The following is a 20,566-nucleotide window of genomic DNA, read 5'->3' on the forward strand; positions in this document are numbered from 1 at the left end:
CAGCTTCGGTGGGGCCGTACTGGTTGATTACGACAGCCTCGGGAACCGCGTCGATCAGTCCGGCAGCGAGTGCCGGGGTCAGGACCTCGCCACCGGAGAAGATCCGCCGCAATGACGCGATACTGGCGACGTCGACACCGGTGGCGCCGTCCAGGAACGCCGCAAGCATCGACGGGACGAACTTCACCGTGGTCACCGCGGTCTCGCCGATCAGCTGTGCGAGGTACCGCGGATCCCGATGCCCACCGGCTTCGGCAATCACCACCGGCGCCGCAGCGAACACCGGACCGAAGAACTCCCACACCGACGCGTCGAAGGTGAAGGGTGTCTTGAGGAGGAAGCGGTGCGCTTCGTCGCCATTCGACTCGGTGAACCAGCCCAGCGTGTTCCGTAATCCGCGGTGCGTCACCGTGACGCCCTTGGGCTGACCGGTGGAACCCGAGGTGAAGATCGTATAGACGGCGTTCTCGGGGTGGACCTCGCGCAGCCGCTCAGCGGGTACGAGCGGTGCCGTATCCGGCGAGATGTCCGCCGCCGAGTCGACGTGCAGCACCGTCAGTCCGTCATCGACGTGGTCGATCGGAACACTCCCCGCCGCTACCAGCACGACGTCGGCCTGCGACGTACTGATCAGGTACTCGATGCGGGCAGGCGGGAAGGCGGGGTCGACGGGAACGTACTGTGCGCCGGCAGCCACCACAGCGTGGACCGCCAGGTACTGCTCCACTGAGCGATCGATGCAGACTGCAACCGCGGTCTCCGGACCGACGCCGTTGGCGATGAGCACCCTGGCGAGCTCGGCTACGCGACGAGAGAACTCGCCGTAGCTGATCTCCCGGCCGTCGTAGATCACGGCGGTCGCCTCTGGCGCCGCTGCAGCTGCGGCCGAGACCAGATCTGCGGTCGTGGCCGGCGCTCCGACTTTCACCGTCGGGCCGGCCGCCCAGCTGCCGGCCGGCTGCTCCATCCCGAGTACCGCGTGTTCGAATTCGGTGAGCACATCGACATCGCCCACCGGACGGTTCGGGTCGGCGACCACCTGGCGAAGAACCTGAACAAAGCGCGCCGCCAGGACCTCCACCGTCTCGGCATCGAACAAGTCTGTCGCGAACAGGATCGAACCAGACCAATCATCTTCGCCGCGACTCTGCACCGTTACCGTCAGATCACGCTGCGCGGGAGGATTGTCGACTTCGACCGCCGATGCCTCGATACCACCGGACGCAACGGGCTGGCCTGCGTCCGGCTCCAGCACCTGGAACGTGAATGAAACCTGTGCCAGCGGCGTAAATGCTTCGGAGCGAACAGGATTCACAGCGTCGACGACCGACTCAAACGGCACCTCTGCGTTCCCGAATGCCGCCAGATCGACGTCACGCACTCGAATGACGAGCGACTCGAAAGACTCGTCCAGATCGATCCGGGTCCGCAGCACCAGAGTGTTGACGAACATGCCGACCAGCGGATCGAGTTCGGCCTGACCGCGCCCCGCGACCGGCGTCGAGATCGCGATGTCGTCGGTCGAACTCAGCCGCGCGAGCACCACGTTCAACGCCGCATGCAGGACCATGAACGGCGTCACCCTGTAGCGGGCCGCCAGGGCATTCGCAGCCGCCGAGAGTTCGGAAGGAATCGCGAAGTCGACGGTCGCACCGGAACCACTGGCCCGCGGTGGACGCGGACGATCGGCGGGCAGCTCCAGAACATCGGGCAGCCCAGCGAGTTGCGAGCGCCAGTAGTCGAGCTGCGCCGACACGATCGACGCCGCGTCGTCAGGAGATCCGAGCACGTCGTGCTGCCAGATCGCGTAATCGGCGAAGCTGACCGGCAACTCGGGCAGCACCGGCGCGGTGCCAGCCACTCGGGCACCGTATGCAGCGAGGAGGTCCGTTGCGAAAGGGGTCATCGACTCACGGTCGAACGCGATGTGGTGCACCACGAAAGCGACGATGAACTCTTGATCTCCGGAATTCAGCAGCCGCACTCGAATGGGCAGTTCACGGGTGAGGTCGAAGCCGGCGCGGACCGCAGTCTCGACCTCGGCCGGATCGGAAGTCGATGCCCAATCCAGCCGAGCACTGACTCCGCCCGCGGAGTGGATGCGCTGCCGCGGCTCGCCGTCGATGGCCGGGAAGGTCGTGCGGAGCACCTCGTGCCGACTCACGACATCAACGACCGCGGCCTCCAGCGCGCTGCTCTCAACATCCCCGCGGAGACGGAGCAGCATGGGGATGTTGTAGGTCGACGCGGCGCCATCGAGCTGGTTGATGAACCACATCCGTTGCTGAGCGAACGAGAGCGGGATGCGACTCGGCCGAGGATCGACCTTGACTACTGGCGGCAACGCCGGAGCCCGATCAGCTACCACCGCAACGAGTTCCCGCACCGACGGCGCGTCGAACACATCGCGCACCGACACCTGCACACCCAACGCATCACCCACGCGCGCGACCAGACGCATCGCCGCGAGCGAGTTACCGCCGGTGTCGAAGAACGACTCAGTCACACTGACCCGGTCGACACCGAGCAGGTCCGCGTACACCGCGGCCACAGTCTCCTCATCGGCGGTCTCGGGAGCCACATACTCCACGGCCTCGAACACCGGATCCGGCAGCGAACGCCGATCGACCTTGCCCGCCGTGTTCAGCGGCATCTCCTCCAGAGCCACCCACACCGTCGGCACCATGTACTCCGGCAGATGCTTAGCCAGCTCGGCCGCCACCTCTCCGGTGTCAACCGTCGCGGGAGCCACATAACCGACCAGCTGATCGCCAGCAGGGCCCTCCACGACGCGGGCAGCCGCATGCACCACGCCCTCGGCCGCAGCGATCGCCGCCTCGACCTCACCCAATTCCAGACGCTGACCGCGCAACTTCACCTGGAAATCAGTACGGCCCAGATACTCGAGTTCGCCGGTGGCGCTGTTGCGCTTGACCAAGTCACCGGTGCGGTACAGACGCGAACCAGCCTCACCGAACGGGTCCGCAATGAAGCGTTCGGCGGTCAGGTCCGGGCGCGAGGCGTACCCGCGCGCCGACTGAACGCCGCCCAGGTAGAGCTCACCGGCCACACCGTCCGGGACCGGATGCAGACGGGCGTCCAGAATAAAGGCGGTCGTATTGGCCATCGGCGCACCGATGGGGACGAGCTGATCAACCTCGTCGAGCACTGCGGACATCGTGTACACCGCGGCCTCGGTCGGGCCGAATAGGTTGACCACCTTGGCCTGCGGCACCCGGCGGCGGAAATCGTTCGCCACCGCCGGCGGCAAGGCCTCGCCACCGGAGAACAACACCTTCAGCTTCGGCAACAGCGGCTCATCGCCGACCACGTCCAGGAACGCCGCTAACAGCGAAGGCACGAACTGCACGACGGTGACATCCTGCTCGTTCATGACATCGGCGAGGTACTGCGGATCACGCTCACCACCGGCGTCAGCGATCACCATCGTCTGGCCCGCCACCAGCGGCCAGAACAGTTCCAACACCGACGCGTCGAACGTGTGCGGAGTCTTGAACAGCAGACGCTGCTCCCCTGCCGGAACCGTCTGATCGAACCACGACACGAAGTTGCGCACCGCACCGTGCGGAATAGTCACGCCCTTCGGCAGACCCGTCGAACCCGACGTGAACAGCGTGTACGCCGCATCCTCGGACCGCAACGGCGCGAGACGCTCCGACGGATCCAACGGCCGCGCACCCGCGGACAACTCCACCGAGCAATCGACCTCGACAACCGGAACACCCAGTGCCGCAACATAATCAGGCACATCGGCACCGGTAGCGACGAGTACAACCTGCACGCCCGCGGTCGAGGCCACATACTCGGCGCGCTCGGCGGGAGCATCCATCGCAATCGGCACGTACTGACCACCGGCAGCCATCACCGCATGCACAGCGGTCACCAGTTCGGCACTGCGATCCATCACCAAACCGACCGCGGTCTCCGGACCCACACCCGCAGCGATCAATCGCCGCGCCAACTCGCCGACCCGCGCACCGAATTCGGCGTAGGTGATCTCGCGCCCGCCGGCGACCAGTGCCAGCGTCTCCGGGTGCGCCGCCACCTGCGCGGCGACCGCATCGGCGATCGACTCATCCCGGAACGGCTCGACCGGGCCGGCCGACTCCGCCAACACCACAGACGCTTCGGCCTCGGTCACCAACAGAACGTCGCCCACCGCAATGTCGGGTTGCGCGAGCGTCGCGTCCAGCGCGCGCAGGAACCGCTCCGCCAGCTTTTCCACCGACGACCGGTCGAAGAGCGCGGTCGGATAGGTCAGCAACCCTTCCCATTCGCTGGCCGCATCGCCGGCGGACACCGTGAGGTTCAGGTCCATCTGCGCGGGTGTCGCCACCCCATCCAGAGCTTCGACCTCGACACCGGCGACGGAGACGCTTTCCATCGAGTGGTTGAGCGGATCGACCGACAGAATCACCTGGACAAGCGGTGAGAACGCTTCGCTACGCACCGGATCCAGCGCGTCCACGATCGACTCGAATGGAACATCCGCATGTGCGAACGCCGTCAGGTCGGCGTCGCGCGTGCGCGTCATCAAGGCCTCGAACGGCTCGGCCGGGTCGATCTCGGTCCGCAGCACCAGCGTGTTCACGAACATGCCCACCAGCGCTTCAAGCCCGCGCGGACCGCGTGCATCGATCGGCGTACCCAACACGATGTCGTTCGAGCCCGTCAGACGAGCGAGTACCGAGGCGAACACCGCGTGCAAGACCATGAACCGCGTTGCACCAGACTTCTTCGCGTAATCGTCGATGCGCGCGCCCAGCGCAGCCGGAATCGCGAAGCGCACTTGGTCGCCGTCCGAGGAGAACACCGGCGGCCGTGGGCGATCGGTGGGCAATTCGATCACGTCGGGTACGCCGGCCAGCGTGCGCTTCCAGTATGCGAGTTGCTGCCCCAGAATCGACGTCTCGTCCTCGGGCGAACCGAGCACTGCCCGCTGCCACAAGGCGTAATCGGCGTACTGCACCGGCAACGGCTCGAACTCCGGCACCGCGCCGCCGCTTCGCGCAGCATAAGCGGCCAGCAGCTCCATCACCATTGGGCCGAACGACTGTCCGTCGAACGCAATGTGATGAACCACCAGCGCCAGCAGCACCGCGTCGTCGTGCTCCTCCACGAGGCGCACCCGCAACGGCAGTTCGCTCGTGACATCGAATCCGCAGCCCAGATCAGCGAATACCTCGTCAGAGGAGTCGACGACCTGCCAGTCCAGTCGCGCTTCCAGGTCTTGCGCCAGGATCACGTTCTGATACGGGATGCCGTCGCGATCGGGGAACACCGTGCGGAGGACTTCGTGCCGCTCAACCACGTCGAGCATCGCCTCGCGGAGCGCCCCCTGGTCGACGTCGCCACGCAGCCGGAACGCCGTCGGCATGTTGTACGTCGGCGCGGACGGATCAAGACGGTTGATGAACCACATCCGTTGCTGTGCGAACGAGAGCGGAATACGCTCCGGGCGCGGCACCACCGGCGTCACCGGCGGCAACGCCTCCGCCTTACCAGCCGATGCCGCAGCCAGTTCACGGACCGTGGGCGCGTTGAACAGATCCCGGATCACCAGGTCGATACCAAGTGCCTCACCGGCGCGGGCCACCACCCGCATCGCGCTCAGCGAGTTACCACCCGCATCGAAGAACGACTCGGTCACCCCAACCCGCTCCACACCCAGCACCTCGGCGAACACCGCAGCCAATGCCTCTTCGGCCTCGCCCTCGGGTGCGACGTACTCGACCTGCGTCGACGACAGATCCGGCTCCGGCAACGCCCGACGATCCAACTTGCCCGCCGAATTCAGCGTCACCTCATCGAGCAACGTCCACACCGACGGTCGCATGTACTCCGGCAACGACCCAGCAAGGTGCGCCTTCACCACATCGAGATCCACCGACGCCGGCGAGACATACCCGACCAGGAACTCGCCACCCGCCGGCGCAGTCGCGACCGTCGCCGCCGCATGCACCACACCCGGACCGCCCGCGATCACCGCTTCGATCTCACCGAGCTCGATCCGCTGACCACGCAACTTCACCTGGAAATCAGTACGACCCAAATACTCGATATCGCCCGCGCCGGTCCGGCGCACCAGGTCACCGGTCCGGTACAGGCGAGATCCCACAGCACCATAAGGATCGGCGATGAAACGCTCCGCGGTCAGCGCAGGCTGATCGGCGTAACCCCGCGCGATCTGCACACCACCCAGATACAACTCACCCGGCACCCCATCGGGCACCAACTGCAAACGATCATCGAGCACCAGCATCGAGGTGTTCGCGACCGGCTTGCCGATCGTCACCAACTCCGGCGCATCCGACACATCCGCCCAACCCACCTCGACCGCAGCCTCAGTCGGACCAAACAGGTTATGAATCCCCAGGCTCGGCCAAATCTCGTGCGCAACCTTCACCGTCGCCGGCGGCAACGCCTCACCCGAAGCGAACAGCCACCGCAGCGACGTCAGCGAGGCCAACGTGCCGCGATCGACCACATCCAAAAACACCGACAACATCGACGGCACAAAATGCACACTCGTCGCCTCGGTCTCGGCGATCAGATCCGCGATATACCCCGGATCCCGATGCCCATCCGGACGCGCCACCACGACCGTCGCACCCGACATCAGCGGCGCGTACAGTTCCGGCACCGACACATCGAACGTGTACGGCGTCTTCAAAACGACCCTGTCGCCCACGCCCCACGGGAACGCGTCCAGACCCCACCACAAGCGGTTCAGGACCGCATCGTGCGACACCGTCACACCCTTGGGCACACCGGTCGACCCCGACGTGAACAACGTGTACAAAGCACTGTCACCGTGCAGCGGCGCCAAACGATCCGCATCGGTCACCGCGGCAGTCGCCAGATCAACGTCACCGGACGCATCCACCTCCAGCAGACGCACGTCGACGAGATCGGCAACAGGCGCGGGCACGGTGCCAGCAGCCACCAACACCAACTCGGCACCGGCAGTCTCCAGCATCACCCGGGCACGATCGGCCGGTGCAGCCGTATCGACCGGCACGTACTGGCCGCCGGCTGCGGTCACCGCATGGATCGCCACCAACAGTTCCACGGATCGCGGCACCGCCACAGCCACCGAGACCTCAGGCCCCACCCCCGCCGAAACCAGTTCTCGCGCAAGCACATTCACCCGCGCACCGAACTCGCCATACGAAACTTCACGCTCACCGAACATCAACGCCGTCGCCTCCGGCGTCCGCGCGATCTGCGCAGCAATCACATCGGCGACCGATCCGGTCGCAACCTCGACGACCGCACCGTAAGACTCGGCCAACGTTCGCTCGCTGGTGGCGGCGCTCATCAACGGCAGGTCGGCGATCAGGATCGTCGGGTCCGCGGCAGCTCCGCGGAGGATCTGCTCGATGGCTTCAGCGAAGCCGGCGACCTGAGCGTCGTCGAAGACGCCGGGCAGGTATTTCAGGTTCGCCACCAGCGAACCATCGCGTTCACCAGTGACGAATGTGACGGGGTAATGCGTGGCATCGCGCAAGCTGACATCACGCAGTTCGAGACCGCCCGCCCGGACCGACGAGATCGACTCGGCGTCGACAGGGTAGGACTCATGGATGAACAGCGTGTCGAACTCCAGCGCACCGGGCTCTGTGAGCGCCAGTTCCGGGAGCCCCACCTGCTGGTGGCCGAGCACGCGAATCTTGTCGTGCTGCAGAGCGGAGAGGATATCGGTGAACGTCGCCGACGGGTCGGTGTCGACCACGACCGGCAACGTGTTGATGAACATGCCCACCATCGAATCGACGCCGTCGAGTTCGGCCGGGCGTCCCGAGACGGTCTCGCCGAAGGTGACCACGCGGTTGCCGGTGATTCGGGAAAGAAGGACCGCCCACACTCCCTGCAGCACAGTGGAGAGGGTGGCGCCGGCATTCCGCGCCAGGCGGTGAGCATCGGCGAGCAGATCCGCGTCGAGTGTGAACTCGTAGTCCTGCGGTAATCGGTCTGTTGCGTAGCCAGTGGCCGGCGCGATCCGCGTGGGCCCTTCGGCCGAGGCGAGCACCTCGCGCCAGGCCGCGATGTCAGCGGCGGCATCGCGGCTGGCGAGTGCGCGCGCATGGTCGGCGAAACTCCGGTCCAGAACGGGCGTATAGGTCGAACCCGTGGCGTACAACGCGAGCAGATCGGCCATCACCAGCGGGCCCGACCATCCGTCGAACAACAGATGGTGTGAGGTGACCACGAGATCGGCCCCCTCGTCGTGCTGGGCCAGGGCGCCCCGCATCAACGGAGGCGCGGTCAAGTCGAACCGCTCGATCCGCTCCGCATCGGCGATCTCGTCGACGTGGGCTTCGACCTGATCGTGGTCCATCCCGCCGAGATCAACGACACGCAGCGCGACCGGCACCTCGACCGGCACGACGGCGACGATGCCGGCACCGATCGTGTGGTACCCCGATCGAAGAACCGGGTGATGAGCTAGCAGCGCGGACATCGCCGCACGCAGGCGCTCTTCATCGACGTCACCGGCGAACCGGATGCGCACCTGAATGTGATAGGCGTCGATGGAATCGGCCCCGGCGAGGCTGGATTGGAAGTACAAACCCTGCTGCAGCGGCGTCAACGGCCACACCTCGGCGCCGGGGAACTCGTCGGCGAAGCGATCAAGTTCGCCCTGGGTGATACCGGAACCTGGCACGTCTGACGGTGACAAGCCGACGTCCGCATAGGTCGCCGCGGAGACTGCAGCGGCGAGTTCCACAGACCAGCGTTCGCCGAGTTCGGCGACAGCAGCGGAATCCAGTACCGCATCGGGGAAGCGGAATCGAACCCGCAACTGTCGGCTACCCTCGCCCGCGACGGCCACCGCGTCAATCACCAACGCCGCAGCCATGCCCATCCGGCCTGCCGGCGACACGGGGAACTCCAGCGCCTCGCCCACCGGGGTGAACGGAAACTCGGTCTCGCTGCGGCTTTCAGCCACCGAGCCGAGGTAATTGAAAAGGATGGCCGGCAACGGCCGCTCGGCCAACTCGCCGCCGGATCGGTACCGCAGTTCACCGAAGCCGGCACCCTGGTCCGGAATGCCGAGGCGTTCTTCCTTGGCCGCCTTGATCGCGTGCACCACATCGCCCGCGGGATCGAGGCTCATCGGGATCAGGGTGGTGAACCAGCCCACCGTGCGCGACAGGTCGGCACGAACCGGCTCGGGACCGGCCTCGAGAATCTCCTCATCGCGGCCGTGCCCCTCGACGAGCACCGACACCGGCGCCTCGTCGGCGATCCCGCGCGACTCCTGCCAACCTCGCAGGGCACGCGCGAAGGTGCCGAGGAGGACGTCGTTGACGTTCCCCTGGAACGCATGGGTCACCGAAGCGAGAATGGCATCGGCAACGTCGGCGGCGACGTGGTGCAGGACCGTGGACGCGGTCCTGTCCCGGTCCCTGTCGCGATCGAATTCGGTGCCGAGATTGGTCGGCCGCTCTGGAAGTCGCTGAAGCCAGTAGCCGTATTGGTCCTCAAAAGTGTCCACGCGGTGGGCGACCGCCGCAGCCCAGGCCCGCGCACTGGTCTCCTCGACACGTAGCCCGAATGGAACACCGTCCTGCCGCTGGGCCCAGGCGGTAATCAGGTCCTCGATAATCACCGGCCAGGACACCGTGTCGACCCCGATGTGGTGAATCGCCAGCACGGTCCGGGCGCGGTCGTCAGCGCCTCGAACAACCGCAGCCTGAACAAGTCGTCCGCGAGACGGGTCGAGCCGCCCCGCCACCGTGTCGAATGCAGTACGCAGGTCCGAATCGAACCCGGTGGAGTCGAGCGGGTGCGGCGAGGAGACTTCGATGACCGCGACGTCGGCATCGAACCCGGTGCCTGCGTCTAGCAACCACTCGCCGTCCACCTCGCGTAACCGAGCAGACAGCATCGGATGCACGGCGACGACGGCACCCAGTACCTCACCGAGCGATTGTGCGGTGAGTTCTTCGGGCGCAACAAGCACCGCAGACTGCGAGAAGTCGGCGAAATCGTGCGCGGTGTCGGAGAGTTCCACCATCCAGGACACCGCGGGCCGGATGACCGATGGTCCCGCACCACCACCCGGTGGATCGTCGAGCAGCGGCACGCCGCGGTTCGGGTCGGCGGCCATCACCGCCATCTTGCGCACGGTGCGACTCTCGAAGATGTCCTTCGGCGACAGCTCCCAGCCGGCCGCCCGCGCCGCCGACGCCAACCGGATCGACATGATCGAATCGCCGCCCAGCGCGAAAAACGACTCCGCCACCGACACCCGGTCGACACCAAGCAGACCACCCACGATGGCCGCCAACTGTTCCTCGGCCGCACCCACCGGAGCCACATACTCACCCCCGGCGACACTGAAGTCCGGAGCCGGAAGCGCCCGACGATCAAGCTTGCCCGCGGTATTGAGCACCACCTCGTCCAGCACCGTCCACACCGACGGCTGCATGTACTCCGGCAACGCCGCCACCACATGCTCCCGCAACGCCTCGACATCCACCGACGCCGGCGAGACATAAGCGACGAGGAACTCGCCACCCGTCGGTGCTTGCGTGACGGTCACCGCCGCGTGAACCACACCCGCTCCAGCGGCGATCACAGACTCGATCTCGCCGAGCTCGATGCGCTGACCCCGCAACTTCACCTGGAAATCGGTACGTCCCAGGTACTCCAGCGAACCGTCGGCCAGCCGCCGGACCAGGTCACCGGTGCGGTACAACCGCGAACCCGCCGCCCCGAACGGGTCGGCGACGAACCGTTCAGCGGTCAACCCGGGCGCATCAGCGTATCCGCGCGCGAGCTGTGCGCCGCCCAGATACAACTCTCCCGGGACCTGCTCGGGCACGAATTGCAGCCGGTCATCAAGCACATAGGCCTGCGTGTTCGGGGTCGGCAGGCCGATCCCCACCCGGCAGCCCCGTTCCAGGAAAGCGACCACCGAATCGACCGTGGCCTCAGTCGGACCGTACTGATTGATGACCTGTGACTTCGGTGCGATCGAGGCGATCCGCTCGAACACCGCCTGCGACAACGCCTCGCCCCCACTGAGCACAAAGCGCAGCGAATCAAGCCGCCGACTCGCTGAAGGATCTTCGACGAAGATCGCCAACAGCGACGGAACGAACTGCACCACCGTGATCTGCTGCGCCTCGATCACCTGCGCCAGATACTCCGGATCGCGATGACCATCCGGCCGCGCAACGACCATCGTCGCCCCCGCCATCAACGGGGCGAACAACTCCCACACCGAAGCATCGAACGTGACCGGGGTCTTCAGCAACACCCGACTGTCCGGTGAGATCGCCGCACCGCAGATCCACTCCAGCAGGTTCACTGCAGCCCCGTGCGAGACCGTGACGCCCTTCGGCACACCGGTGGATCCCGACGTGAACAGCGTGTACAGCGCATTGTCCGCACTCACCGGCGCCAAGCGGTCGGCGTCGGTGACCGGAGCCGTGGCCGCTGCCACCTCGCCGGAAGCGTCGACCACAACCACCCGCACACCCGGCAGACCCGATACCGGCGCGGGTACGACTCCGGTGGCCACCAGCACAAACTCTGCACCCGCGGTCTCCAGCATCACCCGCGCGCGCTCGGCTGGAGCACCCGGATCGACCGGCACGTACTGGCCTCCTGCAGCGGTCACCGCGTGTACCGCCACCAGCAATTCGACGCTGCGGTCGATGCACACGCCGACAGCCTTCTCCGGGCCCACCCCGGCAGCGATCAACTCGCGTGCGAGCGTGGCGACCCGCGCACCGAACTCGGAGTAGGTGACCTCGCGACCATCGAATACAACCGCCACGGCATCCGGAGTCGAAACGACTTGCGCCGCAACAGCATCCGTAATCGATCCAGCCGCGACATCGACCACCGGACCAGACGAGAGCTCCTTGAGCGCAGCGAGCTCTCCGTCGAGCAGTATCGGCTCGTCACCGATGGGCCGATCCGGCGCGGCGGTCAATTCTCCGAGGAGGCGAACGAATCGGTCGGCGAACCGCTGCGCCGACGACGACGCGAACAGGTCGGTCGCGTAGACGACCGCACCCGACCACGGCTCGGACTCCGGGGCACTTGCGATGGTCACCGTCAGGTCGACCTGGGCCGGAATCACCGGCGAGGGCACCGAGGCGATCGTCAACCCGGCGACTTCGAGGCCGGCGGCGGCCGCGGAAGCCGCCGGATCGAACGACAACATGACCTGGGCGAGCGGGGAGAACGCTTCGCTGCGGACCGGATCCAGCGCCTGCACGAGTGCCTCGAACGGAATGTCCGCGTTGGCGTAGGCGTCGAGGTCGTCGGTGCGAATCCGCTCGACTAGCGTGCGGAACGAGGCGGCCGGATCGACGTGCGCACGCAGCACCAGAGTGTTGACGAACATGCCGACCAGCGGCTCGAGGACTTCTTGGCCGCGGCCCGCCGTCGGTGTCGCGACGGCGATGTCGTCGGTGGCCGACAGCCGGGCGAGCAGCACCGCGAGCGCGGCGTGCAGCACCATGAAGGGCGTCGCGTCCAGTTCCCGCGCCAGTGCCGTCAGCCGGCCGGCGACGGCGGCCGAGATCCCGAAGTCGATCTGTTCACCGCGGTGCGACGCCCGGGCCGGCCGCGGATGATCCGCGGGCAGTTCCAAGACGTCGGGGAGGCCGGCGAGTTGTCCACGCCAGTACGCGAGTTGCGCGCCGAGCACCGAGGACGCGTCGTCCGGGCTGCCGAGCGCCGTGCGCTGCCACAGCGCGAAATCGGCGAACTGGATCGCCAACGGCGAAAAGCTCGGGATCTCACCGCCGCGCCGCGCGGTGTAGGCCGTCACCAGGTCCGCGACCAGCGGCAGCAATGACTCGCCGTCCGCGCCGATGTGATGGGCGATCAGCCCGAGGAGATGTTCCCCGGGCGCGCTCTGCCAGACCAGCACGCGGATCGGCCACGACGTCGTGACGTCGAACCCCTCCGCCGCGGCCCCGGCGAATTGCTCCGCCGAGTCGAGGATTCGCCAATCGAGCTTCGCCGGAATGTCGGTCACCGGCGAAATCAGTTGTACCGCGACGCCGTCGACGTCGGCGAAGACGGTGCGCAGCACTTCGTGCCGTGCCACCACGTCGCCGACGGCGGCGCGCAGCACGTCGAGGTCCAGGTCTCCCCCGATGCGCAGCGTCATCGGGATGTTGTAGGCGGGGTCGTCCGGATCGAACCGGTTGATGAACCACATCCGTTCCTGCGCCAGCGACAACGGCAGCAGGTCCGGGCGGGTGTCCGGAGCGGTCAGCGCGGGCAACGCCGCGCCCAGTTCGCTCACCTTCGCCGCGAGTCCGCGGACAGTGGGCGCGGCGAAGATGTCGCGCATGTTCACGTAGACGCCCAGCACCTCGCAGGCGCGTCCGACGATCTTGGCGGCCAGGAGCGAGTTTCCGCCCAGTTCGAACACCGATTGGGTCACGCTGACGAGGTCGAGGCCCAGCACCTCGCCGACGATCCCGGCGAGCTGCTGCTCCACCCGGTTCGCCGGGGCCACGAACTCGGCCTGCGAGGCGACGACCGGTTTCGGCAGCGCGCGGCGGTCCAGTTTGCCGCTGACGTTCAGGGGCAGCCGGTCCAGCACCATCACGACGTCCGGGACCATGTAGTCGGGCACCTTCGAGGATGCCGCTTCGCGTACCTTCGCCGCATCGAGGGAGCCGCCGTCGGGCATCGTGCCGACCACGTACCCGACGAGTTGCTCCGGAAAGCCGTCGCGCTGCTTCACCGCGGCGGCCGCGGCGTTGACACCGTCGGCGGATTCGAGCGCGGCCTCGACCTCACCGAGCTCGATCCGGTAGCCGCGCACCTTTACCTGATCGTCGGCGCGGCCGAGGAACTCCAGGCCGCCCCCGCGGATGATCGCCACGTCGCCGGACTGGTACATGCGGTCGCCGGGCTCGCCGAACGGATCGGCGACGAAGCGGGTCGAGGTGAGATCGAAGCGGCCGTCGTAACCGCGCGCGAGTTGGTCACCGGCCAGGTAGAGATCGCCCGGCACCCCGTCGGGAACCTGCTTCAAGCGCGCATCCAGCACGTAGACGCGCGACGTCGGCAGCGCAGTGCCCACGTCGCTGGCGAGGGTCTCGCGAACGAACTCCCGGGTCAGCTCCCGCCGCGTCAGATAGACGGTCGCCTCGGTCGGGCCGTACATGTTGTTGAGTTGAGGTCCGTCATTGCCGTCGTACCGCTCGCGATCGTCGAACCAGCGGCGCACCTGCGCGAAGTCCAGGGCCTCCCCGACGAAGATCATCGAGCGCACCGACGGCGACAACCTTCCCGGCGCCGGCTCGCGGACCGCCGCGGCCAGTTGATAGAACGCCGACGGGGTGAGGTTGACGACGGAAATCCGCTCGCGCTCGAGCACCTTGACGAACTCGTCGGGAGCCCGCGTGGTCAGGTAGTCGAGGACGACGAGACGCCCGCCGAAGGCCAACGCCGGCCAGATCTCGCCGACGGAGAGGTCGAAGCCGTACGACTGGAACATGCTCCACACGTCGTCGGGCGAATAGTCGTACTCGTTCGCCAGCGCCCCGAGCAGGGCGACCAGGTCGGCGTGCGTCACGACGACGCCCTTGGGCCGGCCGGTGGAGCCCGACGTGTACATCACGTACGCGGCGTGGCGCGGGTCGACCGCGCGCGGGATCATCGACCGCGCCGGCTCGGTGGCCCCGCCGGCCGCCTCGTCGACGGTCATCAGCGGAAAACCGGTGCCCGCCCACAGTTCCCGCCCGGCCGGATCGGTGAGGATCAGCACGGGCGCGGCGTCGTCGATGATCGAACGCAGCCGGTCGACCGGGTGCGACGTGTCCAGCGGCAGATAGGCGGCACCGGTCTTGAGCGTTGCCACCAGGGCGACGATCAGGTCGACGGTGCGCGGCAGCGCCACGCCGACCCGGGTCTCCGGGCCCGCCCCCGCGGCGATCAGCCCCGCGGCGAGGGTGTCCGAGCGCTCATCGAGCTCCCGGTAGGTCAGCGAGCCTCCGTCGAGGTCCGAGACGGCGACCCGGTCGGGTTGACGGCGGGCCACGCCGCGGAAGATCCCCGGCATCGAGGCGAGGTCTTCGCTGCCCGCAGCGTCGTACACCGCGGCGGCGATCCCGGACAGGACCGCGGCCGAACGCGCCGCGATCTCATCTGGTGAGAGCTCGGTGACCGGGAGGGCTCCGGTGATCGCCGCGTTGACCGCGATACCCGCGTCCAGACCCTGTGCCGCGAGCACACCCGCGGTCGCCGACACCTGGGCATGCAAGCTCGCGAAGGTGACCGGGGAACCTTCGCGATCGATGACGATCCGGTCCGGATCGACGGCGGCCACAAAGGCGATCTGATCGACGACGGCCGGGGAGCCTCCCCACAGCCGAGCGAACTCAAGTCCCGTTGGCGTGGGAAGTGTCATTTCGGCTGGGATCCCTCCGGTTCGAGTACGCCGGTGGCCTCCAAGGCGTGCCGGCGCAATTCTCCGAGTGCGTCACCGAGGGCCTCGGCGCCCGCCGCGGCGAGCCCGGGAACCACTGTGAGCAGCGCCGTGGTCAGTGCCGCATCCGCATCGGCCATGGCCGCGGCCATCACCGAAGCCGTTCCGGAGAGCGTCGCGAAGTCGACCTCCGTGCCCATCGCGCTCACCGCGCGCATCTGCGGAGCGGCCACGGCGGCCTGCGCGACCAGGTCGCTGAGCGGGGTATCGATCTCGGTGACGGCGTCCTCGACGGCGGCCACCTCGTCCGGCGTCGCGATCGAGATGTCACCCAGGATCGTTTCGGGATCGGCGGCGATCGTCTCCAGCACCCGCAGATAGCGATCGGCGAACACCTGCACGGTGCGCTGGTCGAACAGGTCCGCCGAATACAGCAGCTCCGCGCGGATCGCGTCGTCGGCGGTGCGCGCACCGAGCGCGATAGGGTCGCTCGGGAACAGCGTCAACTGCAGGTCGACCTTAGCCGGAGTGTCGGCTTCGGGCACCGCGGTGATCGTCAGACGATCGAGGGCCACCGCCGGGAATTCGAGATTCTGGAACGAGAACACCACCTGGAACACCGGATTGAACGCATTCGAGCGCGGCACGCCGAGCTCGGCGACGACCGACTCGAAGGCCACGTCCGCATGCGCCATGTCGGCCAGATCGTCATCGCGCACCTGCTCCAGGAACGCGCCGAACGGCATGCCGGGGTCGATGGCCGTACGCAAGGCCAGCGTGTTCACGAACATTCCGACGAGGTCGTCGAGCACGGCCTGCCCGCGTCCCGCGTGCGGCGTGCCCACCACCACGTCGGTGCTGCCGCTGAGCCTTCCGAGCAGCAGGGCGAGTGCCGCATGGGTCACCATGAACAGCGTGGCGTTGTGCTGACGCGCGACCCTCTCCAAGTCCACCACCAGGTCGGCGGGCAGGTCGAAATGAATGGTCCCGCCGGCCCCGCTCGAGATGGCCGGCCGCGGCCGGTCGGCGGGCAGCTCGATCGACTCCGGCGCTCCGGTCAGGCGCTCGCGCCAGTAGTTCACCTGCCGGTCACGCAGGGTCACCCCGTCGTCGTCGGACGCCGACAGCCGCCCTTCCTGCCAGACGGCGTAGTCCGCGTACTGCACGGCCAGCGGATACCACCGTGGACTCTCGCCCGAGTGGCGAGCACCGTAAGCGACCATGAAGTCGTGCGCCAGCGGCGCCATCGACGCACCGTCAGCACTGATGTGATGGATCACGAAGGCCAGCACGTGATCGTCCTCGGCGACCTTCAACAGGCGGATGCTGACGGGCACGGTCGTCGCCACGTCGAAGCCACGATCGGTGACCTCGGAGATCGCCGCCTCCAGCGGCCCGGTGACGTCGACGGGCTCCAGGTCGAGGGACGCCAGCATCACCTCGGCCGGCTCGACGACCATCATCGGGGTGCCCCCCTGCATCGGGTAGCGGGTGCGCAGCGGCGCTTGGCGTTCCACCAGGTCGGCGACGGCCCCCCGCAGCGCGGCGAGATCGAGCGATCCCCGCAGCCGGAGGACGAGCGGGAGGTTGTATGCCGCCGAGTCGATGTCGGCCTGATTGAGCAGCCACATGCCGCGCTGGGCTTCGGAGACGGGCACCGGGCCGGGGTGGTCGAGCGCCGTCAGCTCCGGACCGCGATCGGTGTCAGTCAGCTTCTCGACCTCGGCGGCGACGCCGGCGACGTCGTCGCCGTCGAAGATGGTGCGCACGGTGACCGAACGACCCACCGCCTCGGACAGCCGGGCCGCCAGCCGCGCCGCCGACAGCGACGTCCCGCCCAGTGCGAAAAAGCTGTCCCGGACGCTGACCCGTTCGACGTCGAGCATCTCGGCGTAGACCTGAGCGATGGCCTCTTCCAGCGCGGTTCGCGGTGCGAGGTACTCCGAGCTGGACGAATGAAACTCCACCCGGGGCATCCGCCGACGGTCGATCTTGCCGACGAGCGTGGTCGGGAACTCGTCGATCACCATCACGGTGTGCGGCACCAGGTGCGGCGGCAGGTGCGCGGACACGAACTCCAGCACCTCGTCGGGTCCGATGTCCGAACCCTCGACGAGACTCACGTAGGAGACGAGCACCGTGTCGCCGGCGGGCCCTTGCGCACCCAGACTCAATGCGTTGCCGACGTCCGGGTGCGACAGCAACGCGGCATCGACCTCGCCCGGCTCGATCCGCATCCCGCGGATCTTGAGCTGAAAGTCGCTCCGTCCGCGGAAGTCCAGCCGCCCGTCCGCGCGGCGTGCGGCACGGTCGCCTGTGCGGTACATCCGCGTGCCAGGCTCGAACGGACTCGCCACGAAGGCGGCCGCGGTCTGGCCGGGGTTGTGGAGGTACCCGAGAGCGAGCTGATCACCGGTGAGGTAGAGATCACCCGTCGCGCCGACGGGGGCCGGATGCAGCGCGGCGTCGAGCACCAGTGCGCCGACCCCGTCGAGGCCGCGACCGATGGTGATCTCGTCGTCCTGCTCGTAGGGGCCGTCGCCGGTCGCCCAGACCGTCGCTTCGGTCGGTCCGTACAGGTTGAAGAAGGCGCGGTCCGCCGCCCTCCACTGGCGCATGAGGTCGGGCGGGCACGCCTCGCCGGCGCTGAGGGCCACCTCCAGCGAAGGCACCGCGGCGGGATCGATGGTGCGCAGCGCCGAGGGCGTCATGACGGCGTGACTCACACCGTTCTCGGAGATCAGGCGTTCCAACTCCTGACCCGCGTAGGTGTTCACCTCGGCGACCACGAGCCGGCCACCGGGGGCGAGCGCCATGAGCATCTCAAAGACCGACGCATCGAAGCTCGGCGAGGCGACGTGCAGGACACGTGAGTTCTCGGTGAGACCGAAGACCCGCTGCTGGTTCTCCACGAGGTTGGCGAGACCGCGGTTGGGCACGACGGTGCCCTTCGGCGTACCCGTCGAGCCGGAGGTGTAGATCAGATAGGCGGGATCGTCGAGCTGCGGAGTCCGGAGGAGTTCGGCCTCCGTGATCGGCTCGGCACTGTGTGCCGCGAGCGCCTCCTGCACCTGCGGGTCGTCGATGACGATCCAATCGGTTCCGAGGTGACATTCGATCCCGACGCCACCGAGTGCCAGGCCGAGCATCGCTCCGGCGTCGGCGAGCATCATCTCGCGCCGCTCCGCCGGGTGCCGGGGATCGACGCTGACGAAGGCGGCGCCGGTCTTGGCTACCGCGACGCACGCAACCACCGACCATTCGCACCGCGCCATGTCGACGGCGACGACGGAGCCGGGTCCGGCGCCCCGGGCGATCAGCTCGCGGGCGAGCCGGTTGGTGGCCTGCTCGAACTGCTGCGCCCCGATGCTCTGCGCGCCGATGACGGCCACCGCATCGGGCGGGCGCAGCGCCTCGCCCCGGTTCAGGATGTCCCGCAGGGTGGACGGCTGGGCACCGCGCGCACGCCGCGTGAGCGCCTCACGCTCGCTGCGCGGCACCAGGCTCAGTTCGGCGAGGGACCGATCCGGATCGTCGAGCATGGTGCGAACGAATCGGTCGAGGAAGCTGATGAACCGCGCGTGGTGCGCGCCCAGCGTCTCCTCGGTGTAGAGGCCCGGATTGCCGTGCAGATCCACCGAGAGCGGAGCGTCCGGCCCCGGCTGGTAGAGCATCACGAGCAGGTCTTCCAGTGCTCCGGCCGCGAGGATGTGGTAGTCGAGTTCCCCGCCGTCGATGGCGAGCGGCGTGTCGAAGAAGATCATGTTGACCGTCGGGCCGAAGGACATCGAGGCACTCGACAGGCCCGCATCCCGGCGGATGTCGTCGGAGCGATACCGCTGATGGCGGAGCGCACCCGTCAGTTCCAGCAGTGTCGCCGCGATCAGCTCCCGGCCGGTGGCCGCCGCGTGCGCCTGCAGTCGTACCGGGACGACGTTGGAGACCATGCCCGCCGAGTCTTTGATCTTCGCCGTGAGCCGGCCCGCCACCGGCAGACTGAGGACGACGTCGTCGGAGCCGCTCATCCTCGCGAGATAGGCGCCGAACGCGGCGGTGACCACCACCGCGGGAGAACTGCCGAGGGCATGAGCGAGGGCTTCGATGCCATTCTGCAGATCCGCGGTGAGCACCCGTTCGCTCACGATGTTCTCGAACGAGGGCGAGACGGCGCTCTTCCGGTCGGCGAGGCCGATCCCCTCGGGCAGGTCCCGGACTCGCTCGGACCAGTGCGCCCGGTCGGTCTCCCGCCGCCTGCTGTCTTCGTATCCGTAGGCGTACTCGTTGAGTTCGGCGAGCGTCGCGCCGGGCTTCGCGTCGACCACGCCCCCGGCACGGAGTGTGTTGTAGCGGCGCAGCACTCGCTTGAGCATGGTCATGGCGCCGTAACCGTCGATCACCAGATGATGTCCACGCAAGTACCAGATCGTGTGGTCGTCGGCGACCCGAATCAGCGCCGATGCGGCCAGGGAATCCCGGATCAGGTCGATCGTGCGACCGTACTCGGCGAGCATCCAGCGTTTGGCCTCGCCGAGGGGATCGGGGGCGGACCGGAAGTCGATCCGTTCGACCTTCTGGTCGTACTCCGGATCGACGTACTGCATAGGAATGCCGTCGACCTCGACGATCCTCAGATACGGCGATTCGAGCTCCCGGCCGACGACCTCAGTGCAGTCGGCGAGCAGATCCAGATCGAGTTCGCCCGGTTCGTGCCGGATGTCGACGTATTGAGCGATGTTGACCGAGTAATCGGGCGTCAGGCGATCGGCGAACCAGATTCCGCGCTGGGCCGGGGTCAGCGGAAGCAACCCGGGTCGCCGACCGGCCACTCCCGAGCTTTCCCTCGCCGCATTCCCGGCGTCTACCTGCTGCGCCACTGCGCTCTCACCTCTCGATGCACCCGCTCGTCGTTCACTACCGCGTCAACCCCGTACGGGGCCCAGCTGTACTCAAACCGTCCGTCGGGTGCGGCCCCTCCCTCTCGTTCCACATGCCATCTCGTAACGGTCCCATTCTTCCTGCCCGGCGACAGCGGAAGCACCCAACCTGTGACCTCACTGCCGGCCCCAGAGCGGGGTGGCCAGGATGACCTGCGGATTTCGCCGTGGGTGCGGTGACACACTTCCCACA

2 protein-coding genes (1 of these 2 only partly in view) are annotated in these 20,566 nt (G+C 67.5%); both read right to left on the reverse strand.

All coding sequences use genetic code 11. The features are described 5' to 3' along the window. Positions 1-15,421, reverse strand: partial view of a non-ribosomal peptide synthetase gene (locus C6V83_RS16025; RefSeq protein ID WP_108702778.1) — the 5' portion only. The gene continues 15,065 nt to the left of window position 1, outside the view; 15,421 of the gene's 30,486 nt are visible here — the first part of the coding sequence; it begins with the start codon at positions 15,419-15,421; the stop codon falls past the left edge of the window. After that, positions 15,418-20,313, reverse strand: a complete 4,896-nt coding sequence (locus tag C6V83_RS16030; protein WP_234353773.1) for a non-ribosomal peptide synthetase — start codon at positions 20,311-20,313, stop codon at positions 15,418-15,420. Before C6V83_RS16030 ends, C6V83_RS16025 begins: the two co-directional genes overlap by 4 nt. Positions 20,314-20,566 lie beyond the last annotated feature (253 nt).

The organism is Gordonia iterans (genome assembly GCF_002993285.1).
Taxonomy (GTDB): domain Bacteria; phylum Actinomycetota; class Actinomycetes; order Mycobacteriales; family Mycobacteriaceae; genus Gordonia; species Gordonia iterans.